Source organism: Shewanella gelidimarina (assembly GCF_023283945.1).
Lineage (GTDB): Bacteria > Pseudomonadota > Gammaproteobacteria > Enterobacterales > Shewanellaceae > Shewanella > Shewanella gelidimarina.
The window spans coordinates 16,671-39,555 of record NZ_JAKIKW010000028.1 but is presented as its reverse complement, the minus strand read 5'-3'; the positions used below and the strand labels follow the sequence as shown (position 1 = coordinate 39,555).

General features: G+C 42.5%; 25 protein-coding genes and 2 pseudogenes. 15 read left to right on the top strand and 12 right to left on the bottom strand.

Annotated elements, in window-relative coordinates; translation table 11 throughout:
* Positions 1 to 17: 17 nt before the first annotated feature.
* The 5 genes from hypB to L2729_RS18990 are packed head-to-tail and all read left to right on the top strand — an operon-like array spanning position 18 to position 3,508.
* Positions 18 to 779, top strand: a complete 762-nt coding sequence (hypB, locus tag L2729_RS19010; protein WP_248989673.1) for a hydrogenase nickel incorporation protein HypB — start codon at positions 18 to 20, stop codon at positions 777 to 779.
* The gene (locus tag L2729_RS19005; protein WP_248989672.1) at positions 779 to 1,027 is read left to right on the top strand and encodes a HypC/HybG/HupF family hydrogenase formation chaperone; all 249 of its coding nucleotides are present in this window, start codon (positions 779 to 781) and stop codon (positions 1,025 to 1,027) included. Before hypB ends, L2729_RS19005 begins: the two co-directional genes overlap by 1 nt.
* Complete coding sequence (hypD, locus tag L2729_RS19000; protein WP_248989671.1) at positions 1,027 to 2,148, top strand: hydrogenase formation protein HypD; 1,122 nt, start codon at positions 1,027 to 1,029, stop codon at positions 2,146 to 2,148. The genes L2729_RS19005 and hypD overlap by 1 nt, the downstream gene beginning before the upstream one ends.
* Positions 2,145 to 3,161: a hydrogenase expression/formation protein HypE gene (gene hypE, locus L2729_RS18995; RefSeq protein ID WP_248989670.1), complete on the top strand. Its 1,017-nt coding sequence runs from the start codon at positions 2,145 to 2,147 to the stop codon at positions 3,159 to 3,161. The genes hypD and hypE overlap by 4 nt, the downstream gene beginning before the upstream one ends.
* The gene (locus L2729_RS18990) at positions 3,161 to 3,508 is read left to right on the top strand and encodes a hydrogenase maturation nickel metallochaperone HypA/HybF (protein WP_248989669.1); all 348 of its coding nucleotides are present in this window, start codon (positions 3,161 to 3,163) and stop codon (positions 3,506 to 3,508) included. Before hypE ends, L2729_RS18990 begins: the two co-directional genes overlap by 1 nt.
* Before the next feature lie 109 nt (positions 3,509 to 3,617).
* Here the strand turns inward: L2729_RS18990 and L2729_RS18985 are convergent, their stop codons facing one another.
* The gene (locus L2729_RS18985; RefSeq protein ID WP_248989668.1) at positions 3,618 to 4,649 is read right to left on the bottom strand and encodes a tetratricopeptide repeat protein; all 1,032 of its coding nucleotides are present in this window, start codon (positions 4,647 to 4,649) and stop codon (positions 3,618 to 3,620) included.
* A 40-nt stretch (positions 4,650 to 4,689) separates the two neighbouring features.
* Positions 4,690 to 5,421, bottom strand: coding sequence for a type II secretion system F family protein (locus tag L2729_RS18980; RefSeq protein WP_248989667.1), 732 nt, complete (start codon positions 5,419 to 5,421; stop codon positions 4,690 to 4,692).
* Between the two features lie 110 nt (positions 5,422 to 5,531).
* On the opposite strand from L2729_RS18980, the gene L2729_RS18975 reads away from it, so the two are divergent.
* Together L2729_RS18975 and L2729_RS18970 are read left to right on the top strand one after the other, a co-directional pair.
* A complete protein-coding gene (locus L2729_RS18975) occupies positions 5,532 to 6,410 on the top strand; it encodes an O-antigen ligase family protein (RefSeq protein ID WP_248989666.1) in 879 nt (292 codons plus the stop codon).
* 2 nt (positions 6,411 to 6,412) lie between these two features.
* On the top strand, positions 6,413 to 6,832 hold the full coding sequence (locus tag L2729_RS18970; RefSeq protein ID WP_248989665.1) for a secondary thiamine-phosphate synthase enzyme YjbQ: 420 nt from the start codon (positions 6,413 to 6,415) through the stop codon (positions 6,830 to 6,832).
* A gap of 85 nt (positions 6,833 to 6,917) precedes the next feature.
* Here L2729_RS18970 and L2729_RS18965 read toward each other — a convergent pair whose 3' ends face one another.
* Complete coding sequence (locus L2729_RS18965; protein WP_248989664.1) at positions 6,918 to 8,135, bottom strand: RsmB/NOP family class I SAM-dependent RNA methyltransferase; 1,218 nt, start codon at positions 8,133 to 8,135, stop codon at positions 6,918 to 6,920.
* A gap of 831 nt (positions 8,136 to 8,966) precedes the next feature.
* Here L2729_RS18965 and L2729_RS18955 point away from each other — a divergent pair.
* Complete coding sequence (locus L2729_RS18955; RefSeq protein ID WP_346347769.1) at positions 8,967 to 9,254, top strand: glycoside hydrolase family 97 C-terminal domain-containing protein; 288 nt, start codon at positions 8,967 to 8,969, stop codon at positions 9,252 to 9,254.
* A 138-nt stretch (positions 9,255 to 9,392) separates the two neighbouring features.
* On the opposite strand, the gene L2729_RS18950 is transcribed toward L2729_RS18955, so the two are convergent.
* Positions 9,393 to 9,905 carry an aldolase/citrate lyase/malate synthase family protein gene (locus L2729_RS18950; protein WP_248989662.1) on the bottom strand — a complete coding sequence of 171 codons (513 nt, stop codon included), beginning with the start codon at positions 9,903 to 9,905 and terminating at the stop codon, positions 9,393 to 9,395.
* Between the two features lie 157 nt (positions 9,906 to 10,062).
* On the opposite strand from L2729_RS18950, the gene L2729_RS18945 reads away from it, so the two are divergent.
* Complete coding sequence (locus L2729_RS18945; protein ID WP_248989661.1) at positions 10,063 to 11,598, top strand: DUF3612 domain-containing protein; 1,536 nt, start codon at positions 10,063 to 10,065, stop codon at positions 11,596 to 11,598.
* A gap of 10 nt (positions 11,599 to 11,608) precedes the next feature.
* On the opposite strand, the gene L2729_RS18940 is transcribed toward L2729_RS18945, so the two are convergent.
* From L2729_RS18940 to L2729_RS18930, 4 genes and pseudogenes are all read right to left on the bottom strand, one after another.
* Positions 11,609 to 11,971: a hypothetical protein gene (locus tag L2729_RS18940; protein ID WP_248989660.1), complete on the bottom strand. Its 363-nt coding sequence runs from the start codon at positions 11,969 to 11,971 to the stop codon at positions 11,609 to 11,611.
* An 89-nt stretch (positions 11,972 to 12,060) separates the two neighbouring features.
* On the bottom strand, positions 12,061 to 12,594 hold the full coding sequence (locus L2729_RS21855; protein WP_428848266.1) for a GNAT family N-acetyltransferase: 534 nt from the start codon (positions 12,592 to 12,594) through the stop codon (positions 12,061 to 12,063).
* A gap of 57 nt (positions 12,595 to 12,651) precedes the next feature.
* Positions 12,652 to 13,104: pseudogene (locus L2729_RS21850) on the bottom strand (GNAT family N-acetyltransferase); the annotation flags it as partial.
* Between the two features lie 98 nt (positions 13,105 to 13,202).
* On the bottom strand, positions 13,203 to 13,727 hold the full coding sequence (locus L2729_RS18930) for a transcription elongation factor GreAB (protein WP_248989658.1): 525 nt from the start codon (positions 13,725 to 13,727) through the stop codon (positions 13,203 to 13,205).
* A gap of 197 nt (positions 13,728 to 13,924) precedes the next feature.
* On the opposite strand from L2729_RS18930, the gene L2729_RS18925 reads away from it, so the two are divergent.
* Entirely contained in the window at positions 13,925 to 14,854 is a 930-nt protein-coding gene (locus L2729_RS18925; protein ID WP_248989657.1) for a transporter, read from the top strand.
* Positions 14,855 to 14,982: 128 nt separating this feature from the next.
* Here L2729_RS18925 and L2729_RS18920 read toward each other — a convergent pair whose 3' ends face one another.
* Positions 14,983 to 16,128 (bottom strand): ribosomal protein uL16 3-hydroxylase, encoded by a 1,146-nt coding sequence (locus tag L2729_RS18920; protein ID WP_248989656.1) that lies wholly within the window; start codon positions 16,126 to 16,128, stop codon positions 14,983 to 14,985.
* Positions 16,129 to 16,324: 196 nt separating this feature from the next.
* Between L2729_RS18920 and L2729_RS18915 the strand changes: the two genes are divergently transcribed.
* Positions 16,325 to 16,993: a 3'-5' exonuclease gene (locus tag L2729_RS18915; protein ID WP_248989655.1), complete on the top strand. Its 669-nt coding sequence runs from the start codon at positions 16,325 to 16,327 to the stop codon at positions 16,991 to 16,993.
* On the opposite strand, the gene L2729_RS18910 is transcribed toward L2729_RS18915, so the two are convergent.
* From L2729_RS18910 to L2729_RS18900, 3 genes and pseudogenes are all read right to left on the bottom strand, one after another.
* Positions 16,973 to 17,137, bottom strand: a complete 165-nt coding sequence (locus L2729_RS18910; protein WP_248989654.1) for a hypothetical protein — start codon at positions 17,135 to 17,137, stop codon at positions 16,973 to 16,975. The two genes, L2729_RS18915 and L2729_RS18910, sit on opposite strands and share 21 nt — an antisense overlap.
* A gap of 163 nt (positions 17,138 to 17,300) precedes the next feature.
* A pseudogene (locus tag L2729_RS18905) lies at positions 17,301 to 17,566 on the bottom strand (LacI family DNA-binding transcriptional regulator); the annotation flags it as partial.
* A 102-nt stretch (positions 17,567 to 17,668) separates the two neighbouring features.
* Positions 17,669 to 18,364 carry a DUF3334 family protein gene (locus tag L2729_RS18900; protein ID WP_248989653.1) on the bottom strand — a complete coding sequence of 232 codons (696 nt, stop codon included), beginning with the start codon at positions 18,362 to 18,364 and terminating at the stop codon, positions 17,669 to 17,671.
* A gap of 325 nt (positions 18,365 to 18,689) precedes the next feature.
* Here L2729_RS18900 and L2729_RS18895 point away from each other — a divergent pair, with 325 nt between their 5' ends.
* The 4 genes from L2729_RS18895 (at position 18,690) to ptsP (ending at position 22,855) form a co-directional block, all read left to right on the top strand.
* The gene (locus tag L2729_RS18895; protein ID WP_248989652.1) at positions 18,690 to 20,330 is read left to right on the top strand and encodes a methyl-accepting chemotaxis protein; all 1,641 of its coding nucleotides are present in this window, start codon (positions 18,690 to 18,692) and stop codon (positions 20,328 to 20,330) included.
* Between the two features lie 106 nt (positions 20,331 to 20,436).
* Positions 20,437 to 20,832, top strand: a complete 396-nt coding sequence (locus tag L2729_RS18890) for an ACT domain-containing protein (protein ID WP_248989651.1) — start codon at positions 20,437 to 20,439, stop codon at positions 20,830 to 20,832.
* Positions 20,833 to 20,879: 47 nt separating this feature from the next.
* Positions 20,880 to 21,137 (top strand): HPr family phosphocarrier protein, encoded by a 258-nt coding sequence (locus L2729_RS18885; protein ID WP_102039496.1) that lies wholly within the window; start codon positions 20,880 to 20,882, stop codon positions 21,135 to 21,137.
* Positions 21,138 to 21,148: 11 nt separating this feature from the next.
* Entirely contained in the window at positions 21,149 to 22,855 is a 1,707-nt protein-coding gene (gene ptsP / locus L2729_RS18880; RefSeq protein ID WP_248989650.1) for a phosphoenolpyruvate--protein phosphotransferase, read from the top strand.
* The last annotated feature ends 30 nt before the right edge of the window (positions 22,856 to 22,885 follow it).

Genomic DNA, 22,885 nt, shown 5'->3' with positions numbered 1-22,885 from the left:
ATAATACGGAGTTACCTATGTGCCAAGACTGTGGCTGTTCAATTACCCGTCATGATCACTCTTTAAACCCGAGCCATTCTCATTCAGAAACAGATCATAACATAGCAACTAACCCTCAGCTAAACGACAAAAAAACTCTGTCTTTGATCCACAAAATTCTCGATAAAAACGACATAGAAGCACAACATAACCGCGAACACTTTGAAGCCAAGTCAGTGACTGCTTTTAATATAATGAGCAGCCCAGGCAGTGGTAAAACAACACTGCTAGAACATTTACACCTGCACATGGATTTGAAATATGCTGTTATTGAAGGAGATCTTGAAACATCAAGAGATGCCGATAGATTAACAGCAAGAGGAATCGAAGCCTTCCAGATCCAAACTGGCTCTGCATGCCATCTAGATGCCTTTATGGTCCATAGTGCATTGCACCATATTGATCTGGAACCACTCGATATCTGCTTTATCGAAAATGTAGGTAACTTAGTCTGCCCTGCTAGCTATGACGTCGGCACACATAAAAATATCGTGTTGCTATCAGTACCAGAAGGTGATGATAAAATCGAAAAGTATCCGGTAATGTTCCGCCGTGCAGATGTTGTATTAGTCACCAAGTGTGACTTACTGCCCCATTTTGATTTCAGTATTGAAGAATCAAAATCTCAACTTAAAAAGCTTAACCCCAATGTTGAACTTATTGAGGTCTCCATTAAAGATACTCAATCATTGCGCAACGTCGCCGACTGGATAGTGAAGCATATGGGAGGTAACGCCTAATGTGTTTATCAATCCCATCACAGGTCGTTGAAGTACATGCAGGGCAAGAATCTGTCACTGTCGATACCATGGGTGTTAAACGTAAAGTCAGTAGCCATTTGATGGGTGAACCTCTGGTACTTGGTGACTATGTCCTGATCCACATTGGGTTTGTAATGAATAAGATAGATAAGGCCGACGCACTCGAAAGCCTCGCGTTATATCAAGAGATCGTAGAGAAACTAGAGCAAGAGGAGAACGTATCATAATGCTCTCTTTAAACGAGCTCTACCGAGGATTTAGAGATCCCGATGTGATTAAGTCGTTAGCAAAGCAAATAGCCATAACGGCAGCAAAATATCCGGGCCAAATTAATATTATGGAAGTGTGCGGCGGACATACCCACACCATAATGAAATACGGTTTAAATCAATTGTTGCCAGCCAATATTGAATTTATTCATGGCCCTGGTTGCCCCGTATGTATTATGCCAAAAGAGCGTATTGACCATGCTGCAGCGTTAGCAAGCTTACCTGATACTATTCTTATTACGCTCGGAGACATGATCCGGGTGCCCGGCTCCAACGGCAACCTTGCCCAATACAGAGCCAGCGGCTGCGACATTCGGCCCATTTACGATCCACTAGACTGCCTCACTATAGCCACTGACAACCCGGACAAAACAGTCATCTTTTTTGCTATTGGATTCGAAACCTCAACCCCAATGACGGCAGTGTTGCTAGAGCAAGCAGAGAAACGCAATATTTCCAACCTGCTTTTTCATATCAACCATGTACTGGTCCCACCGGCCATCGATGCTGTCATGGCAGATCCAAATGTTAAAGTTAACGCCTTTATCGGCCCAGCACATGTCAGTGTGATCAGTGGCGCTAAGGTATATCGCTCTGCAGTTAAAACCTATAACACACCATTAGTTATATCTGGTTTTGAGCCCGTGGATGTAATGGAATCGATCTTAATGATTGCTAAGCAAAAGGTTAAAGCCATCGCATTGCTCGAAAACCAATATAGCCGTGCAGTGTCAGAACAAGGTAATTTAACCGCTCAAGCATTAATCAACAAATACATGACTATTAGACCCAGTTTTCGTTGGCGTGGGCTTGGTCCCATTGCCGATTCAGCGCTAATGCTTCGCGATGAATATCGTCACCGAGATGCAGAACAGGTATATAAAGAGCAACTACCAAATATTGAAATAGACGATCATAAAGCTTGCCAGTGTGGCGATATTTTACGTGGTTTATCAAAACCCAAAGATTGCAAAGTTTTTGGCCGTGGTTGCACCCCAGAAACACCTTTAGGCAGTTGTATGGTCAGCTCTGAAGGTGCTTGTAATGCACATTTTCGTTATAACGGAGTTACTGAATGAGTCATTTAAAAGCCAATAAAACCGTTCAGCTAAGTCATGGCGGTGGCGGTAAAGAGATGAACCGCTTGATTAAAGATATATTTTTTAAGGCCTTTGACAACCCTATCCTTAGAAGTGAAGAGGATGCAGCTCGACTGCATTTAAGTGGATATACGGCTTTTACAACTGACTCCTTTACCGTTGCCCCCCTTTTTTTTGCGGGTGGAGATATAGGCAAACTTGCCATTGCAGGAACGGTTAACGATTTAGCGATGATGGGGGCTGAACCACAATTTTTAAGCAGCAGTTTTATCATCGAAGAAGGCTTTGCCATTGATGATCTTAAGGTCATTGTAACGAGCATGGCGAACGAGCTTAAACGTTCAGGTGCCCGTATTGTTTGTGGAGATACCAAGGTGGTGCCCAGAGGCTGTGCAGATGGTCTTTTTATCAATACCTCTGGTGTGGGCCGAATTCTTAATAATGAAATCTCCGTTAAAAACCTACAAGACGGAGATGCCATTATAGTCTCCAGAGATATAGGTCGTCATGGCGCTGCTATTTTAATGGCTCGTGAAGGCCTTGCACTCGAATCGGATCTCACCAGCGATTGCGCTAGCCTGTGGCCTATTGTGGAGCAGCTAATTGCCGCCAATATAGAGATCCATGCCATGAGAGATGCAACGCGTGGTGGTTTATCCGCTGTGTTAAATGAGTGGGCATCTGCGTCAGACGTCGGCATAGAGGTGAACGAATCAGCGATACCAGTGAGCAGTGAAGTGTCTGGCTTATGTGAGTTATATGGTTTTGAGCCTTTTGATTTAGCCAATGAAGGCACCTTTATTCTTGCGGTACCTCAAACCTCTGTCATGGCAACACTAGAAATAATGAAGACATTCTGCCATTGCGAACAAGCCTCGCTTATTGGCCATGTAAATCAAATAAAACCGGGTAAAGTGATATTGAATACTCCATGGGGTAGCCGACGGTTTTTAGATGTCCCCCAGGGCGAGCTCCTACCGAGGATCTGTTAGTGCACGAATATTCAATAGTCACTGCACTGATCGAAGAGTGTGAAAAGTTTGCGCAGCAAAATAATGCTAATAAGGTGACTCGGGTTAGTATTAAACTGGGGATCTTAAGTGGTGTAGAGCCCAGCCTACTAAAAACCGCTTTTGAAACGTTTAAGTTAGAAGGTATATGCGCAGAAGCGACCCTCGAAATGAATATACAGCCACTGGTCATCTGCTGTTTATCGTGCAACAAAGAATCGATACATGACCAAAGGAACATCGTTTGTATCCATTGTCAAAGCACCGATACCAAGGTTTTAGACGGTGAAGATATGATGTTAATGCAACTAGAGCTAGAACAGGTTTAGTCATTTATCAAATGATTTCAATTGGATTTATACAGAATGAAAATTAATAAAGGGTCACAGGCATTACAGTCAGTGATCCTTTAACAAAAAAGTTGAATTCATATTTAGTCTAATTAGTCGCGTGCCTAAACTCATCTGATAATTCAGCTCTCGCTCTTTTTAAGTTTTTCTGTGCTTGTTCAAAATAGCTTGGTGAGGTATCGATAGCTCTTTCAAATAGCTCTATGGCTTTATCGTAGTTGCCTTCTAACATTAAAAAATAGCCAAGATCATTTAGCGCATCAGCAGGTTCCATTGCTTGTTCAAATGTCGCTAGCGCTCGCTTATACAAGCCTTTTCTAACATAAACCAAACCCAAATTGGTCCAAGCGCGGTCCAAGTTTTGGTCCTCTTGAATCGCTTGTCGTAAATATTTTTCAGCGGTAGTGAGATCACCCGTTAAGTAATATGAATATCCCAAGTTTGATATTAAAATGGCTGAATGTGGCTGAAGTTCTATTAAAAGTCTGAAATACTCTCGCGCTTTGTCATGATCATCTTGTACATCGTCAAGGATGGCAATCGCATTATAAACTCGTGCTGGTGATTCACGATCTGGGACATACAATGTGCCAATTAGACGACTGGTATTGATTGACGTTAACCTTTTTTGATCTAACTCTATCGCTTTTTCTAAATGGACTCTCGCCTCTCTATATTGACGTTTATCCATGCTAACGACCCCAAGATCTGCATGTACCATCACCAAATTAGGATCAAGTACAAGGGCTTCATTATAAGCTCTAAAAGCGATATCAGCATTCCCTCGCATCGTATGGATCCGGCCTATATGATAAAAGGTGTTGGCATTTTTGGCATTAAAATCTAAAGCCTGAATATACGCATAAAGCGCTTTTTCCAAATTACCAGCTTGCTCCTCCTTCCTTGCTTTACTCAATGCTTCCTCTTCCGTTTTTGGGGCTTCAAAATCAGAGGTTATAGATGATAAGGCGCCAGTATCAAGTAGATCTTGTCTGTCAGGCGCTTTGATTGCCAGCGGCTCTTCTGGAGTGGTTGAAGAACAACCACAAAATAGTATGACAAATAATATCGCTAAAGCAGAGTGGCGTGAAATTTTAAAAAGAGGTTTAACAGTCAGCATTTTGGATCCCTTTTGGTCTCTGATTGTAGCCATTAATTATTTAGAAAGCCTGACCCCATACTTTCATCACTTTTAACACCGCAGGTCCTACAGCCACAATAAAAAATGAAGGCCAAATACAACACATCATTGGAAATATCATCTTTACTGCTAACTTTGCAGCTTGCTCTTCAGCAGCTTGCAAGCGCTTATCACGATACTCATCTGAAAATACTCTGAGCGTCTCGGCTATACCAGTACCTAGGCGCATACTTTGTGAAATAGCAGAGTTAAGACCTTTAATATCTTCAAGGCCCGTTCTGTCGGTGAACTCCTGAAGAGCGACCTTAATCGTTAGTCCCGCTCTGGTTTTACTGCAAACAAGCTCTAATTCACTCGCTAGCTTTGGATGACTAAATGCAAGTTCTCTAGCAACCCTTTGCATCGCAGCCATCAAGCCTAGACCCGCTTCACAACAAACAACAAGTAGGTCTAACGCGTCTGGAAAACCGACCCGCAATTGACGCATACGACGATTGGCTAACGATTGCAAGACCGTAGATGGGGTTATAAAAGCACCACCTAGACATAAGCAAAATATATAAATAGTCCATATTCCAGAAATATTCGGAAAAATATTGAGCAAAGCGATAGCAATAATAGCGCCCAATAGAATCAACAATAAACGAGAAGCATTGAACACTGCTAATGCATTCTGAGAATGAAAGCCTGCATGTATGAGTAGTCGTTTTGTTTGATAGTTGGATAAATTTAAAAAAGGCTTTTTCGCCATTTCGCCTATGCCATGCTCAAGAGTCCCCGTTACATCTTCTGTTTTAATTGGTGTATTATCATTTAATAATTTGAGCCTCTTTCTAATCGGTGAATAAACTGCCTATCACAATGATTGGTCTAGCATTTTTATATATTTTCATGCAAATAACTGGCTATCCTTCTGTACTCTATGGAAGCACAACTTCAGTTCCATTTTCTACAAATATTCGCTATTTAGGCTATTTAGTTACGGCATCAACGGCTGTCGTTATGGTTTCATTACTTCAGACTAAAATCATCAACCACAAGCTAGTTGGAGTCAGCGTCCTTTTCACCATTAACCTAGGGTTATTAGTTTGGCTAGGTGGACGAGGTTCACTTATTTCTTTATTTTCAACAACTTTAATTTACATCAGTTATTTAGCATTTCTCGGTCAACTTCAGAAAAATAGATTAATTTTACTCCTACTGCTTACACTAGTATCATTCTATTTTGCCTATATCTGTAATATTTTCGACTGGAATGGACCGCTTAGTTTAATACGTTCATCAACGTCACCTGCTGACGATGCTGGAATAGATCTCAATCGTTTGTCGTCAAACCGCATAGCAATTTGGACACAAACACTAGAAGCGATAAAAGATAAACCATGGCTTGGTTACGGGCCTGAAGGTTACCGGTTTCACCCTGAACATATATTTGGGCTTCAACCGCATAATGCTATATTGCAGTTGCTAATCGGCTACGGCCTGTTTGGCACTTTAATTATTATCCATTTTTACATAAAGATTATCATCCTCGCGGTCAAGCAAGTTTTGGATATAAAGAACAAAGATATAATTGAAAGCCGCTTAGCCTTAACAATTATTATCAGTCTTTCTATACATAGTTTGGTAGACGGCACTTTCTACCACTCACAACCTCTGTATTTGATCATTATCTCAATTGGGGCTCTTTTTGTAATAGAATCGGAAGGTCATTCTATAAATAAAGACGGAATAAAGTAGATATGTTGCTTCAAAAATCATTGACATTGGCCCCTAAACCGCGCGGTTTTCACCTAGTAACCAACGAAATAGAACAATGCTTAACAGAGTTAACACCATTTAACGTTGGTATCGCACATCTATTACTGCAACATACATCAGCCTCATTATCGTTAAACGAAAACGCAGACCCAAGTGTTAGAGTTGATTTTGAAGCTTTTATTAATCGTCTTGCACCAGAACGAGCCTCCTACTATACCCATACTTTTGAAGGTGATGACGATATGCCAGCACACTTGAAATCGAGTTTATTAGGTGTGAGCTTAATGCTCCCTATAACCAATGGACGATTTAATCTAGGCACTTGGCAGGGTATTTATCTTGGTGAGCATAGGGATTTTGGTGGTAGCCGAAAGGTCTTAGTCACGCTGCAAGGTGAATAGGCAATCACCTAGCGATTATCATTAAATTACATCCATAAAAAAGAGCGCTGTGAGCGCTCTTTTTTATGACGGTAAAACAAAAAGCTTAAGCTTCTGCGATACGTTCAAGTTTTGCGTAATAAAAACCATCAAAACCCGTTTCTGCAGGGCTGATGTTATCTTCTTCGATAAAGCTGAAATGTTTATTTGCAGCTAAAAAGGCATCAACTTGGTCGCGGTTCTCTTCAGGCATGATAGAGCACGTTGCATAAATCAAAATACCGCCGACTTTCACCATTCTACTATAGCTCTGTAGAATATCCTTTTGCAGTGCGACTAATATTGGCAATCTCTCTGGCGTGTCACGCCATTTAGCATCTGGGTTACGTTTTAGTACCCCAAGACCTGAACACGGTACATCAAGTAGTACGCGGTCAGCGGTCAACTTAAGGCGTTTAATGGTCTTGCTGCTGGCAATAATGCGTGTCTCAACATTGTGAGCACCCGCTCTACGGGCACGTTGCTTAAGGTTATCGAGTTTCCATTGCTCAACATCCATCGCTAACAATCGACCTTTACCCAGCATTTGTGCCGATATTGATAGCGTCTTGCCACCCGCACCCGCGCAAGCATCCACTACACACATACCCGGCTTTGCATCAAGTGCAGTAGCAATCAGTTGCGAGCCAGCATCTTGCTGTTCAAACCAACCTTTTTTAAAACATTCTGTTTTAAATAGCGCTGAATCTGATACCACTTCTAAAGCAGTATCAACACCTTCAACGTCTTCTGTTTGGACGCGCTCGTTACGCAGCTTTTTAGCAAGCTCATCACGAGTACATTTGAGCGTATTGACACGAATAAAACGTTTAGCAGGCTTATTTAGCGCTGCACGCTCAGCAGGCCAACGATCACCCAACTGCGCTTGACCCATTTCATTCAACCAATCAGGACAACCATCCCAAAGCACCGGTTGTTGACGAGCAATTTCGGTTCGTTCAGCGAGATCATTTTCATCTACTTGTAATGCATATTGCATTTTAGGTAACGGCAATTGATGAAATAAGTGCCAAACATTAAGTAGACGAGAGCCCATTCGAACCATCTCTTCAGGCTTAACGTCAGACAAATAACAATACAAGTTCAAACGTCTTAAAATGTCACCTGTAACAAAGGTGATCCGTCCTAGCTCAGAAGGCTCTAATTGTAGCCCTGAAAAATGTTGTGAATAAGCACGATCAAGTGGCTTGCCCTCTTTTAATACAAGGTCAAGAATACTAATCACAAGTTCAGTCGAGCTGGGAGATAAAGACGAATTTAACATTTAAAAGTTACCATAGAAAGAAATCGCAGCGATCATAGGAGCAAAGTGGCCAATACGCAAGTCAACTTAAGAAAAGCAGCAATAAAAAGTGACTTATACCGATTGTATTCCATATCTGGTCATTCAGGGGGATTTCAAAGCGCTGAAGGCAAGTTGTGAACTCGAAGATAATAGTTATTCTATATCAAGGGTTCACGACGCAGAATACAGTGCTTTGAAACCTAGCCAACGGGAACAGCTCAAGCACTTCACTTCTACTTTGCACTAATTTATAAGGGAGTAGCCATTACATCATCAATGCGCTTTGAATTGAAAAGCTTGAGCGGTTCTGAATTGACTAAATACCTGATGCAATTGGTATTAGCTGAAGTCGCTTTTAAAATAGCCCTTGTTTAATCGTGTAGAAAGCTTACTCGCCTATAATTTGGAACCTTTAGCACCGTAAAGCCGCAACAAAAAACAGGCAGAATACATGCTTGTTGGATCCCAAAAGACGATTGCTCTGAAAGGAGCAAGAGGTCAAGAATTCAATGCGTGGGGCCACCGCTAAATAGCCCCGTTCACAATACAACCCGTGCGTACATGCGTAGTTTTCAGGCCCTATGCACTTGACTCCCTTTATTTTTGATTTAGCGCCAAAGGGGCTTCATGCGCTCAACCGGATGCAAACCACCTTAACTAAAAAGCTCGCCTTTTATGTCGTGCTATATAGTCCAATAGCGATGGCGGCTAATTTGCCAAGAAACGATGTTGAACGCTTGATACCTTCAATTTATCAAGGACGTACCAACCGATTGGGAAAAGCGTTGCATTAGCTGGTGAGATTAGTGAATTTGTTGTCTGTGTCAGACAAGGGCGTGGGGGGGCACTAAAGGTAAAGACTGGTTCCTTGGCGCAATTACCGACGATAACGCCAGAAATATAGACATTAAATTGGATTTCTTAACTCAAAGTGTTCGCGAGGAGGTGCTGGTTTACCAAGATGGTAAACCAACAAATAGGCGTAATAATCCTTACGACGATGTTATCGAAACTAAAATTGTTGCACCCGATGAGGTGTTGAGCCTATCACTAGCCTCCAGCGGTGAAACCGCAATTCAATTTAAGGCACTTGATTAAACACTATCGCTAAATCAGCTCAAATTTAAAACTCAAATTTAGGGAGCAATCACTCGTCGTCTTTGGCACTAAAAAAGCCCTTATAAAGGGGCTTTTTGTGTTTTTATACCGATAACATTCCGTTAAAGGCTAATTCGACTAGCGCTTTAGCGTGTAGTCGCTACCATCTTTAGCGGTAAATACTTGATCGAGTACCGATGACGCTACTATCGTATTTTCGACATTAACTAAGCTAATCCAGTACTGATGCCCTTCAACTAAGATATCTTCAATATTGGCACAATCTTGAGCGCCCTTTTCACTTTTTCTGTCGAAAATCAGCTCTACATGAACGCCATTGTCTTTAAGCAAAATAGCTGTCGGCTCACTTTTATGGCCGTTAAGTGCAACGAATTGTTTTGGGCAACGTAAACCAGTTTGACTACCGTCGTTCATAAACACTAACAGCTGCTGGTAGTAGACAACATAACTACACGCATCTTTATGTGAACCTTGTGCTAGCGGAAACTTATCATCCAAAAAGATTTTAGCACAGGGTGTTGATGCGTCGTTTGCTGCCTGGCTGACAACATTAACATCAGCAAATTCTGAACCAATATAAAGATTATTCTCGTGGTTATTTGCAGTATTATTGATTGTTGATATATCCATAGCCCTGTCCTCATTCATTCCTAAAATAGGTCACTCATCGTTACTAACTTCATTTGCTTTCAAATAACGTGTTCGTTTTCTGACTGCTTGATTTGTAGTCTAGTGCAAATTTGATTACAATTTCACAATAAAAATTTTACACTGTGAATTTTACAATATGAAAAGTAATCAGAGCCTGATCAGAAAGTCACATTTTCTTGGTACCAAGATTAGAAATTTGCGTAAAAGAAATCACCTTACAATGGAAGATCTTTCTGCCCGTTGTGTGCGAGTCGATCCTGAGTCAGCCCCCTCTGTATCTTACCTTTCGATGATTGAACGAGGGAAACGTGTACCCAGTGCCGGTATGCTTGCCGTCATCGCCACAGTGTTCCAAAAAGAGGTTGATTGGTTCCTCGATGATGTACCAGAAGATGATGCTATCACCCCCGAAAAAGGTCGTCGAGGGGGGATTAGCGGTATGGCTTTAGAGCCTAGTTTTCTGTTTTCGAGTGATATTCTACAGATTGCCATACCCGAAATGTTGTCACAAACAGGCACCACGGGACGAGAATTTGCGCATTTACTCATTCGAGCCCACCAAGAACACCACCAAAACCACTTCCCGGATCTAGAACGTGCAGCAGAAGAGGTCGGTCAAAAGCGTCTTCCACTCGCCTTAGATGACATAAAGGCAATTGCTAAATCGTTAGGGCTAAAACTTAAGTGGATTGACAGAACGCCACAAGAGGTCGTCGATGAAATGGGCGTTAGCACCGCCCATGTGGTGACTTCATTTTTTGAGCCACCGTCCACTATCTACTTAAACAAGATGCTTAAATCTTATCCAACACGGCTTAAATACGATCTGTCTGTGCATATAGGACATTGCGTATTACATAATAAAGACGGTTTAAAATGCGTTCTAACAGCAGGCCGTCGCCACACTGCTGCGCACGAAGAGATAGCCACCCCAGCATCATCGACGTTAAACGCTCAAGATATTTTGCATGCTTGGCGGGATTTTGAATCAAGCTTTTTTGCTGGTGCCCTGCTTTGCCCTAAAGTGCCCTTTAGACAACTCCTTGACCGCCATGGTTATGAGATAAACGTCAATAAAACCGTAGGTGTCTCCGCATCGGTCGCCATGCGCCGTATGACGGTAGTATCCCCTTATCCTCATTGGCATTACTTTGATGCCTATGCGCCGGGTAAATTAAAAGCAGTTTACCGTGGCAACGGCATTCCACTGCCTTGGGGCAACATGCGGGTGGTCGAAGATCCTTGCCAGCATTGGGCGGTATTTAGAATGATAAACGAGCCACAAGTTGGCACATCTGCGCAAATATCTATTTTGGATGTGGCTCAAGAGCCAAGGATTTATTGCTGTGAATCGATAAAAGTTGAAGATATGGCGGGTAACAATCACGTGCTTTGCGCAGGTATCGATCTTAACCCCGCCATTGATGCCCAAGGGGGTGATGCAGCTTCTATCGCAGCGGAACTAAAACAGATCTGTGCAGACAATAGCGGCTCAGTAGATATGCCGAAACATATTAAACAAAACCTAATGAGCGTCGCTAAAATTCTTAATATCAATTGGGTAGAACGTGGCATACAAAACGAAGCACGACTGATTTGTTCACGCGGCGCCGTTTGTCCAAGACAACCTAGCTGTTATCAAGCAGGCAAAGCCTTATGTGAAGAAGCTTAATGCCACAGGTTCAATCGCTAACAGGCGAACCATAGGCTATCGCATGCACACTTATACATTGCTCGGAATAGCCAAATTGAATTGAAAGCGTATCGTCAATGATCATGTCAGCCAATATGACGGTACCTTCAATTTTTTGCTTTGCCTGATTAATCGCTGCCAACGTGGAAACACTCCCATCTATTGGCACTAAATATAAAAACTGTGTCTGGCAACTTTCACCCACCACAGGCCCCAAGTTTACCAACCGTTCTTGTTGAGCTGGTGTTTGATAGGTTTTACTGGTAAATGACCCATGGTTTGCTACATTACAGCCAGAAATTAAAAAAATAGACAAGATAACTAGTAATCGCACTTTAAAAAAAATTAGCATCAATCAAGACTCCATTACTCACATGTATCTATACCGTCAAAATCGCAGCGTGTATACGTATGTATACAGTTCAGCCTATATCACTAAGCTTAAACCCTATCGGACTTTAACAGTGCATATTGATATTCACTGCCCCACTCGCCTTTGAAAAATGTGTTATTCACGAAATGCGCTTCGCGGCGAAATCCGACCCTCTCGAGTAATTTATAAGAGGCATGATTGTCGCAATCAGTGGTTGCTATAATCCGATATTTATCCATCTGATCAAACAGGTAGTCAACAAAAGCAGAAAGTGCTTTTCTGCCAATGCCTTTGCCTTGATTTTCCGGTGCTAACGTAAAGCCAACCTCAACCTGATCTTCATCAATAAAGTGTATTGCCAGATCCCCGAGCAATTGATTACTTTGCTTGTCTACTATAGCAAGTTGGAACCACTGCCCAACCTCGCCAAATACATGACCTTGCATTGAGTCATATAATTTTTTTGCATCATCATAACTGTAATGGTGCCAGCTTTGATATTGAGCAACATCAGGCACGGCTCGGTAGGTGGCAAAAGTGTGCAGATCGCTCTTTTCAAATGCACGAATATTGAGTTCATCGATTTCGAGTAGCAAGGGCACCTTTATTGGCTCTGCGGATAACTTAAATAAACGACTTTCTTCTTCATATGCTGCTAGCTTCTCTACTTTATCAAATATAAAACCTAAACGTTCTAATGTCTTGATTGATGCTTGATTCGACATTGATGTTACCGCAATAAACTCTTTAGCATTCAACTGCAGCTTGCCGTATTTCAGCACTGATGCTGCCGCTTCACTAGCGTATCCTTTCGACCAAAAAGCCTTAGAAAAGCCATAACCAAGCTCAAAGTCATCGCGATAATCTCTACGGATCAAACCACAGATCCCAATCGGCGTACCAACATCGCGTAATGCAACTAAGTACATGCCATAACCATTTTGGTGATAACTTTTAGTAAAGGTGTTAGCAATATATTCAATTGCTTTCTCGACTGTATAAACTTGCTTATCGCCTATACCTTCAATGTAACTGGGCTCGTTATAGAGTGCGAGAATAAACTCGGCGTCGGCTGAGGTGACTTCTCTTAAAATAAGCCGCTCGGTAGTCATTAATGCCATCTCAATCCTTTTAAAATAAGTCACGCTGCAATGTTCAAAATGGTTAGGTGCTTGGTGCTTAAAGCGAAGCGCTTTGATAAAATAACACCCTAACTTATGGCACTGATTTCATAACGATGACACTTACCTGCAGCCGTTAACGCTATTTCATCATCAACTGCGCATGTCAGTAATTTTTGACCTATGGGTGATTGAGGCGTTATCAGCATAAAACTGGCCTTATCTAACGGTACTTTTAGGCCACCAGCACTAGGACCCATAAAGAGTCGACTCACTTTATCATCTTCATCAATTAGCTCGACTAAGTGACCTAACGCGACTTTTTTTGGTCCTTTTATTGAAACTTCAGCTAAAGCGTCGGTAGCCGCTTTCTGTTTCAATACTGCAAATAACTGCTCGTAAGCCAGCATATCCTCTTTGCATTGAGCGACTCTCACGGATTGACCGTGAGCAAGATATGATGCTTCTAAGCCGAATGTATCGTACTTATTCTCGGCAACACTCTCACTGCCCGTTGCCGTGTCATGTGCACGTTTAGCCGCATTAACGGCATCTTGATGCGCGATAGTGAGCGCTTGTCGAATTGACTGCTCAATGGTGATTCTTGGTAACACTTAACGACCTATTTTGATGGCTTTGACATACTTACCAATTTCAGAAAACCGGTTTGTTTGTAACTGTTGAATATTTAGCAGCATAACATGCTTGATTAAGCTGACAAATTGGTTAACTTAGAGTGTGAATAAACACTGTATTGGTTCACACTGAGCCCAAACAGAGTTGCTCACTATTTATCAAGTAAGGATACTGGTTGAATATTAGTCATCAATTTAAGCAATGTTATTTATCCCCCGCTAAGGCCCTTACCCTAGCGGTGCTATTCAGCCACGCATCCTTTTGTGTTGCCCAAGATTTGGAACCTAGAAGTTATACCAATATTCCCATTGGAATGAACTTTTTGGTTGTGGGTGCTGCCCACTCAGAAGGTGATCTATCACCTGCTCCCTCTGCACCCATTGAAAATGCCGATCTCACCATCAATGCGGGGGTGATTGGTTATGCCCACACTTTTGCTTTAGCGGGACGCTCATCAAAAATAGATATGACTGCTAGCCGGATCTGTTACAAAGGCAGCGCCGATTTTCAGGGCGAACAAGTCAGCGCTGATAGATGCGGTTATGGTGACCCAAACATTCGACTCTCTTGGAATTTTTACGGCGCGCCCGCATTGAAGCCTCAAGATTTCGCCGCTTGGCAACAGGGCGTTGTCGTTGGTACCAGTCTACAGCTCACCCTACCCATTGGATCGTACGATAAAGATAAGTTAATTAATTCGGGGGCTAATCGCTGGGTATTTAGACCTGGGATCGGCATGTCTCACAGATTGGGTGATTGGTATTACGACTTAGTGGCTTCGGTACGATTTTATGGCGATAACGATGAATACTTTAATAATGTGGAGCTTAAGCAGGAGCCACAATATACCATGCAAGGTCATTTAATTTATATCTTCAACCGTGGTCACTGGCTGTCGCTCAACGCCAACTTTTATTTTGGGGGAGAGACTCAGAAAAATAATATCGACTCTTTAGATTCTCAAGAAAATTCACGTTTTGGCCTTACCTACTCAGCGCCAATAAACCGCAGCAATAGCATTAAGCTCTACGCCAGTACGGGAGTGGTAACGCAAGTTGGCAGTGATTTTGATACCATCGGCGCGGTATGGCAGTACATATTTTAACGCTGTACCTACTGCTCATATAAGAGCATTAAGCTTGTTCGCTACATCCTCCTTAAACAATGAGCAAAAAAAGGGTTCAACGACAACAGTCACTGAACCCTTTTTTGAATCTACAGTGTTAAGTAGATTTAGTCGATATCGTCAAAATACCAATAGCCAGCATTAACCCAAGCGGTTAATTGCTCAACCACTTCGTTATCTTCTAACCACGGGCTTAAGTCTTCTGCTGTTAGCGCTTGGGTATCACATAACAATGCAATGAACGCTTCGCGACTTGCTGAAAGCGTAAATTGCTCGCCATTGATATAAAGCACACCGTCAGCAACGCTTGCTTCAAAATACAGGGTACGTAGACCGCCAAGCTTAATTAAAGGTTGCTGCTTAAGTTGCTCTGTCACATCTAAGCTTTGGAACCCTAAACACTCTTCTGGCAAATCTAGTTCGCACTTAGATTGAGTGAGGTAACGACCGCTAAACTCGCTGACTAACTTGTCATCAAGCGTGGCAAAAAGTTGTTGCTTAATACGCTCAAGATCGCTGTTATTAACAACGCCAGAGTTTTCGCTTAATACACGATCAGGATCGGCAATTTGCTCATTACACATATCTTTGTCGATGATGTGGTCTGCCATAGCGCTGATCATATCTTTGGCTGACGCCGTTCTATAACCCACAGAAAAGCTCATTGATGGCTCAATCGTGACGCCGTCATGAGGGTACCCTGGTGGTAAATACAAGATATCGCCTGGTAGTAATTCAACATCGATAATGGGGTCGAATGCTTCGGTGTGGAGTAATGCTGGATGTGCTGCAAATTCTTTATGGGGTCCAAGATCACCCACTCTCCAACGACGTCGGCCAGAACCCTGGCAAATGAATACGTCATAAAGGTCGATATGTGGACCGACTCCGCCACCCGGTGTGGCATAGCTGACCATGACGTCATCTAAGCGCCAGCGTGGGATAAAATCAAAACATTTTATCAGTTCTTCAGCTTCAGGCACCCAGTTGTTAAGCGCTTGCACGATTAGCGTCCAGTCAGTTTCACCCAATTCTTCATAAGATTCAAATGGGCCAAACTCAGCTTGCCATTCATCATTTTCTTTAAACACGCGGCGAGATTCAACCACGTCTTCGCAAGCAAGCCCTGCCATCTCTTCTGGTGAAAGGAGATCTTTAAAGTTTTTAAAGCCTTGACGGATCACCAGTGGTTTCTTTTGCCAGTACTGCTCTAGAAACTGTTTTGGCGTTATACCATTTAAATCTAATTGCATATTTGTTACCCACTATAATTTGCGGCGATACTAACAAGTATTAGCATTTAGTAATTTGGTCGAGATCATAAAATGACAGATTAGTCGTCTTAAACGACGTATTAACACCGCGGTATTCAATTAACCACAACATTTAAATTGACTCACTTCGCTGTAGAACTACAATAACGACAAATTTAATAGGGCGCGTAGCACATTGGCACACTTTTCAACTGCAGTAGATCCGCATCGTTTAAGCACCGAACTTAGCAACAAAGCCAACACTGTCATTGTGCTGGATTTTGAGACCACCGGCCTGTCTCCCACTCAAGGTGACCGTGCAATAGAGATCGGAGCGGTGATGTTAAAAGACGGCATTGTCATCGATAGGTTTCAAGAGCTAATGAATCCAGGATTTAGAGTCAGTAGCTTTATCGAAAGTTACACTGGCATTAGCAATCAAATGCTCAGTAGCGCAGCGCCGTGTGAAGAGGTGATGGATAAATTTGCTGACTTTATCGATGATTATAATCTAGTTGCCCACAACGCCTCTTTCGATCAGCGTTTTTTAGACGCTGAGCTTCAATTGATAGGTCGGGACTATAACGGTCAGTTTGCTTGTTCTATGTTAATTGCCAGAAGACTTTATCAAGACGCGCCTAATCATAAACTTGGCAGCCTGATCCACTATAAGCAGATTGAACACGACGGTGTATTTCACCGAGCGTTAGCGGATTCAGAAATGACAGCGGATTTATGGTTGGTGATGCTCGAGGATCTTAAACAAGATCATCATATTCAACACCCTGAATTTAAGTTGATGCAGGCGATAACCAAACAAAGTAAAGCCAACGTACAAAGATACTTAACAAGCCAAGGCCGTTAACACCCATGCGTTAGGCCGATACATTGGCTCAATACGCTTAGCAAGCTGTAAAACATAATAAGCGGCTAAGCCGATGGCCAAATCACAAGGTTCGTCAAGATCAATGGTGATAATTACCTCTTCGCCATTCATTAGCTTTAACAAGCTTTCGACTAGAAGCTCTTTGGCAAGCTTAGTGTTCTGCTCAACAGTGGATTAGTAAACTTGCTACAGTAATGTCGTCATAACCTACCACTGCAATTTCAGCGGGTACTGATAACCTTTTAGCATTGAGGCCCAATGACGCTAATCGCGATTAGCTCGCTCTCAGCATCGCTAGGAAAAAAGGATTAATGCGTGAATCGTCATTGGCTGGATCTTCACAAAGCAGTAAGACAAGCGTTTGGCTATTTTGCATGCGGAGGTTACTGGCATGTTTATCGACTTTGTAGTTAAGCTCTTTTGCTATGGTTGGGATCCGCTGACGTGTTTCCACATTAACTAGAGGGCTGTTTCGCAATACTCTAGACACGGTAGATTGAGAGTCCCCCCTGCTGTGTAGGCGATATTGATTGAGGTTGCTTTTATGACCAAAATATTTATTTAAACCTTTCTTATTAGTATATAAATAGCGCTATAGCACGTTTAAATTCCATCTAAACAATACCGGCAGGCAACCGAGGTTGCCTTATCGTCTTAAATTCCTAACTCGTCAAACAGATCGTCTGCACTGGTGTTCATGTGGGCCTCTTTTGGTGCTGATTTTGACAACTGCGCACCATTGCCTTGAGCATGTTCAGCTAATAAGGCGTCTAGGTCAAAATCCTCATCGGCATCAAAATCGTTTAACTTAATGAACTCCGTTTTATCCATTGCGAATTCAAGATAAAAAATATGGTTGTTTTGTGTTTTGAAAGACACTCTTCTGGCCACGGCTTCATCGAGGTTGGTATCAACCGAAATAGTAAGTTCCTTATTAATCGTCAACATTTTTGGCTGACTTTGACTAATCGACGTTTGCAGCTCTTTACTTATTTTATTAATGAAATCACCTAACATCTGATTCATCAGTTCGCCCATCACATTACTGACTTCATCTGAGGTATGCGAAAACGCCAGTTCAGATTCTGGCATTCCCATGTTAATCATGTATTCGCGATAAATCTCAACGGCAGCGGGTGCCGAAAAATTGATAACCACTAATCCAGAGAAACCACCGTCAAATATTGAAAAACAACCTAAGTCAGGCTTTAGACACGTACGCGTGATGGATTGCACCATTCCAGCGTGCGTGATCTGGCTGTTGGTGGTGCTAGAAAGCACGTGAGAGACTGACAAACACAGCTTGCGTAATATGTCATCAGTTGTTACAGATTCTTGCGTTGTTAGCATAATTAAAACCTTGTTGTAGTAATCGTTTCATAGTGCCGCAATCCCGTAACAAAACAAAGCAAAAACGTCGATTTCATCTGCAGGTGTTCAGACATTAGGCGAAATAAATTATGCTTAAAAAAAAGTCATCAGAACATCTATTCTAAACCTCAAAATAAAATGCTGTTTAGCGGCTGAAATTGAGATCTATGATTTAGAAAATATAAAAATAAATAAAGAGTAGATGTAGTTAACATTTTTAAAATAAACATACTGTTATGGGTTCTTTTGCTTAACAATAAACGATACATTCATGACACTCTTTATTTAATGGAGCCAGGCTCTTATGACTGCCCTTTTAAGACAACTAACCATCCTCCAACGACTTATTTTAATGCTCATGCTGGCAGCGATCGGTACCGTTTGTTTTGCCAGTTTTTCGATAAACGAGCAATACAACAACCTTGTTACGCAAAAGTGGCAGCAAAATGATGCGCAGCTAAACACGGTTATCAGTGTTATTGAAGCACATCGGATGCAAGCGGGTAATGGTGACATTTCTGAAAGAGATGCAAAGGTAGAAAGTGCTAGCCTTATCAGCCAGATCCATTCTAGCGATAACGGCCACTTCATTTTACTTGATAAAGACAACACCATTTTAGCCAATGGCGCCAGTAAGCAAACTATCGGCAACAAGCTTGCCAGCATTAACCAGCAAGGTAATGACACCACACTTTCTGCAATCGTTGCAGCTGCAGCAATCAATGGTACGGCCAAAGGCCAAGTCAGCTTTATTAACCCTCAAAGCCGTCAGTTAGAAGATAAATTGGTTGAGGCTAGGTACTATCCTGCTTGGGATTGGACACTCATTACCGGCAGTTATAATAGCGAGATCAACAATGTCATGTATTCGATGGCATTTGATTACGTGCTTATCATGCTAATGATATCTATTCCCATTTTTTCATTCTTCTTGTTGCTTAATCTATCTATTACCGCCCCCCTTAAAAATGCGATTGCGGCGATGAAAGATATTGCGCAAGGTGACGGCGATCTAACCAAAAGGTTACCCACAAAAGGTAAAGATGAGGTAGCAGAGCTAGCAGAGGCTTTTAATCTGTTTGTGATAAAGATTGCAGATACGGTTGCTCAACTGCAACCGCTTGGAAAAAACCTAGATGATGATGCCGCGCGTTTACTTAATGCCGTAGAGGAGTCAAATAGCAGTGTTGATCACCTCCATCAAGAAACCAGCAGCGTTGCAACTGCAATCAACGAGATGCTGTCAACCACCCATGAGATGGCAACCAACACCAATCAAGCCGCAGACGCCGCAAACAGTGTCAAACTGCAAGCCCAGCTCAGCATGGAGAAAATGGATAACACCTTAGATAATACGCAGCGATTAGTCGAAGAGTTAAAGACATCTGAGCAGATAACCCACCATCTTGGCACGTCTTCAAAACAGATTGGCAGCATATTAGATGTGATAAGAGGCATCGCCGATCAAACTAACCTGCTTGCGCTTAATGCCGCGATTGAAGCCGCCCGTGCAGGTGAGCACGGTAGAGGATTCGCAGTCGTTGCCGATGAGGTGCGTGCTTTAGCAAACCGAACTCAAGACTCTACCAATGAAATTCAAAAAATCATCACTGAGATCCAATCAGGCGTGAGTTCGGTCGTCTCAAGTAACGAGCGTACACAACAACAATCGGAGCAAGTGCAGAGTCAAGCTAAGGGTGTGGGCGAATCGCTAACTGAAATTTTGGATCTCGTTGCTCATATCAGCGATATGAACACGCAGTTAGCCAGCGCAACAGAAGAGCAATCTCTGGTCACTGAAGAGATTAATCGCAACATATGCAGTATTACAGAACTGACTGAAGTGTCGGTGAAGGCCAACGAAAGCAACCGTCATGCCGCAGTGTCATTACAATCAATTAGCAAAAACTCAGCCAAAACCTTAAGCCAGTTTAAGGTCAGCTAAGCGCTTACCCACATTAATAAAGGGGCATAATTTGCCCCTTTTTCATTATTCAAACTATGTTAAGCTAAATTCAATTCGGACGTTCTATCAATACGGAATTGAATTTATGGCACGCATGACCTTAGCGATTCATCCGCAACTTTTTACTATTCATAGCCTCGCCCCTGACAGTATCGTACCGAGTGCGATTTTTCAGCAAGAGATCTACTTTATCGGGAAAACGAGCGAAGAACTGTCAGTTGTCGTAATTTCAACCTTCGAAATGGAAAGTCTAGAGCAGGAAAATGGTTGGCGCTGTCTTGAAGTATTGGGCCCTTTAGGCTTTTCCATGACAGGCATCTTATCGAGCGTATCAGGCGCGTTGGCCGCAGAAAAAATTAGTATATTTGCTATCTCTACATTCGATACCGACTATATTCTGGTAAAAAAAGACACCTTGGTTGAAGCTACAAAAGCGCTCAAGAAAAAGAACTATCAAATCATTGAACATCAGAGCAGATAATCATCAGCTTATACAGCCGATTCTTAGCCTTTTAACGAGAAGATTATATGTACCAAAAAACCGTTACAATAACCGCTAAGCACGGTATACACACTCGACCTGCGGCACTATTAGTTAAAAAAGCCAAATCATTTGATTGCGATATTATCGTAGAATGTAACGGAAAGCAGGCCAGTGCAAAAAGTCTTTTTAAGCTGCAAACACTGGGGCTTTATTTCGGTATAGAAGTCAAAGTTATCGCTGAAGGTGAACAAGCTCAGCAAGCCGTTGAAGAAGTTTCTGAACTCCTTATTACACTTAGCTAAAAGGCTCCGTTATGTCGATTAAAGGTATTGTTGTTTCATCAGGCGTCGCGTTCGGCCAAGCCCTACACCTCAATCTACACCATGAAAAAATCGACTATCGACGCTTGTCCTCTGATAAAATACCCAATGAACAACGAAAACTAGCACAAGCATTCAATAAGCAAAAAGGCCATTTAGCAGAGGTACTAGCAAAGCTTAAGGTCGGTTCTGAGCATTATGATCTGATTGAAGCTGATTTACTCTTTCTTGATGATGATTCACTCCTAGAGGTCGTCGTAAATGAAATTAGCCAGCTACAAATTAATGCAGCGGTGGCCATAGAGAGAGTATTTTCCCATCAAGCTTCAGAGATTGAACAACTAGAAGACCCCTATTTAGCCAATAGAGCACAGGATGTTTTGTGTTTAGCGAGTCGCTTAATCGCCAGACTCAGCGGCGCACAACATCTGGACCTCAGCCAGTTAACAACGCCAACCATTATATTGGCCCATGATCTCACCCCCGCTGAATTCGCCATGCTACCGCTACAACACATAACAGGCTTAGTGCTTAACACCGGAGGGTTAACAAGCCATACTGCGATTTTGGCACGCAGCGCTGGGATCCCAGCGCTGTTAAGTTGCCAATTTGAACGGTCACAAATTAACGATGGCGACGCCGTCGTACTCAACGCTATCGACGGCGAGCTGCATCTAAACCCCACAGCTGACATCATCGAAAGACTGACCCAACTACGCCAACAAGATGAAGCGCATAAACAGCAACTCTTGCTGCTTAAAGATCTCCCCGCTCAGACCCTCGACGGGCACAGTGTGGGATTACTGGCTAATGTGGGCAGTTTAAATGAAATAAGCCATCTCACCGATGTTGGCGCTGAAGGGATCGGGCTCTTTAGAACCGAATTCATGCTAATGAATACCATGACTATTCCACAGGAGAAAATACAATACCATTTCTATTGCGATGCGCTTCAGCTCATGGATGGCAAGCCCTTTACCATACGTACCCTCGATGTGGGCGCTGATAAAGAGTTACCCTGCTTAAATCCAGCCTGTGAAGATAACCCTGCGCTAGGCATCAGAGGCATTCGATATACCTTCGCACATCCTGAAATACTGATCACCCAACTAAAAGCCATTTTGCGTGCTGCGAACCACGGACCTATTCGGTTGATGTTTCCTATGATCAACCAAGTCGAAGAACTAGACACACTTTTTGAATTGATTGAACAATGTAAAAGCAGCTTAAACGAAGAAGAAAAAGGGTATGGTGAACTCAGTTACGGAATCGTCGTTGAGACACCTGCCGCCGTGATAAACCTTGCATCAATGCTGCCTAGGCTCGACTTTATCAGCATTGGCACCAATGATTTAACACAATATGCAATGGCTGCTGACAGAACAAATCCGCAACTGACACGGGATTACCCTTCGCTTTCACCCGCCATTTTAACTTTGGTTCAAATGAGTATTGATACTGCCAAGCAGCACAATGTCAAAGTCTCTCTTTGTGGCGAATTGGCCAGCGACCCTATTGTTGCACCTTTACTTGTGGGAATGGGTATTGATGAACTCAGTGTCAATCTAGTCTCGTTATTGGAAGTCAAATCGGCGATAAGAGCCAGCAGTTACCCATCTTGCTTAGAGATGGCCAAACAGGCACAAAAGATAGAAAGAATCGAAGAATTAAATCTTTATCTAACAGGTCTTAGTTTATAGAGATATAATAAATGCAGTCTAATTTGAATA

What these genes read in the sequence shown, in the direction of transcription:
- hypB (WP_248989673.1), top strand. Translation starts at nt 18, where the DNA reads ATGTGCCAAGACTGTGGCTGTTCAATTACCCGTCATGATCACTCTTTA.
- L2729_RS19005 (WP_248989672.1), top strand. Translation starts at nt 779, where the DNA reads ATGTGTTTATCAATCCCATCACAGGTCGTTGAAGTACATGCAGGGCAA.
- hypD (WP_248989671.1), top strand. Translation starts at nt 1,027, where the DNA reads ATGCTCTCTTTAAACGAGCTCTACCGAGGATTTAGAGATCCCGATGTG.
- hypE (WP_248989670.1), top strand. Translation starts at nt 2,145, where the DNA reads ATGAGTCATTTAAAAGCCAATAAAACCGTTCAGCTAAGTCATGGCGGT.
- L2729_RS18985 (WP_248989668.1), bottom strand. Translation starts at nt 4,649, where the DNA reads ATGCTGACTGTTAAACCTCTTTTTAAAATTTCACGCCACTCTGCTTTA.
- L2729_RS18980 (WP_248989667.1), bottom strand. Translation starts at nt 5,421, where the DNA reads ATGGCGAAAAAGCCTTTTTTAAATTTATCCAACTATCAAACAAAACGA.
- L2729_RS18975 (WP_248989666.1), top strand. Translation starts at nt 5,532, where the DNA reads ATGATTGGTCTAGCATTTTTATATATTTTCATGCAAATAACTGGCTAT.
- L2729_RS18970 (WP_248989665.1), top strand. Translation starts at nt 6,413, where the DNA reads ATGTTGCTTCAAAAATCATTGACATTGGCCCCTAAACCGCGCGGTTTT.
- L2729_RS18965 (WP_248989664.1), bottom strand. Translation starts at nt 8,135, where the DNA reads ATGTTAAATTCGTCTTTATCTCCCAGCTCGACTGAACTTGTGATTAGT.
- L2729_RS18950 (WP_248989662.1), bottom strand. Translation starts at nt 9,905, where the DNA reads ATGGATATATCAACAATCAATAATACTGCAAATAACCACGAGAATAAT.
- L2729_RS18945 (WP_248989661.1), top strand. Translation starts at nt 10,063, where the DNA reads ATGAAAAGTAATCAGAGCCTGATCAGAAAGTCACATTTTCTTGGTACC.
- L2729_RS18940 (WP_248989660.1), bottom strand. Translation starts at nt 11,971, where the DNA reads ATGCTAATTTTTTTTAAAGTGCGATTACTAGTTATCTTGTCTATTTTT.
- L2729_RS18920 (WP_248989656.1), bottom strand. Translation starts at nt 16,128, where the DNA reads ATGCAATTAGATTTAAATGGTATAACGCCAAAACAGTTTCTAGAGCAG.
- L2729_RS18900 (WP_248989653.1), bottom strand. Translation starts at nt 18,364, where the DNA reads ATGCTAACAACGCAAGAATCTGTAACAACTGATGACATATTACGCAAG.
- L2729_RS18895 (WP_248989652.1), top strand. Translation starts at nt 18,690, where the DNA reads ATGACTGCCCTTTTAAGACAACTAACCATCCTCCAACGACTTATTTTA.
- L2729_RS18890 (WP_248989651.1), top strand. Translation starts at nt 20,437, where the DNA reads ATGGCACGCATGACCTTAGCGATTCATCCGCAACTTTTTACTATTCAT.
- L2729_RS18885 (WP_102039496.1), top strand. Translation starts at nt 20,880, where the DNA reads ATGTACCAAAAAACCGTTACAATAACCGCTAAGCACGGTATACACACT.
- ptsP (WP_248989650.1), top strand. Translation starts at nt 21,149, where the DNA reads ATGTCGATTAAAGGTATTGTTGTTTCATCAGGCGTCGCGTTCGGCCAA.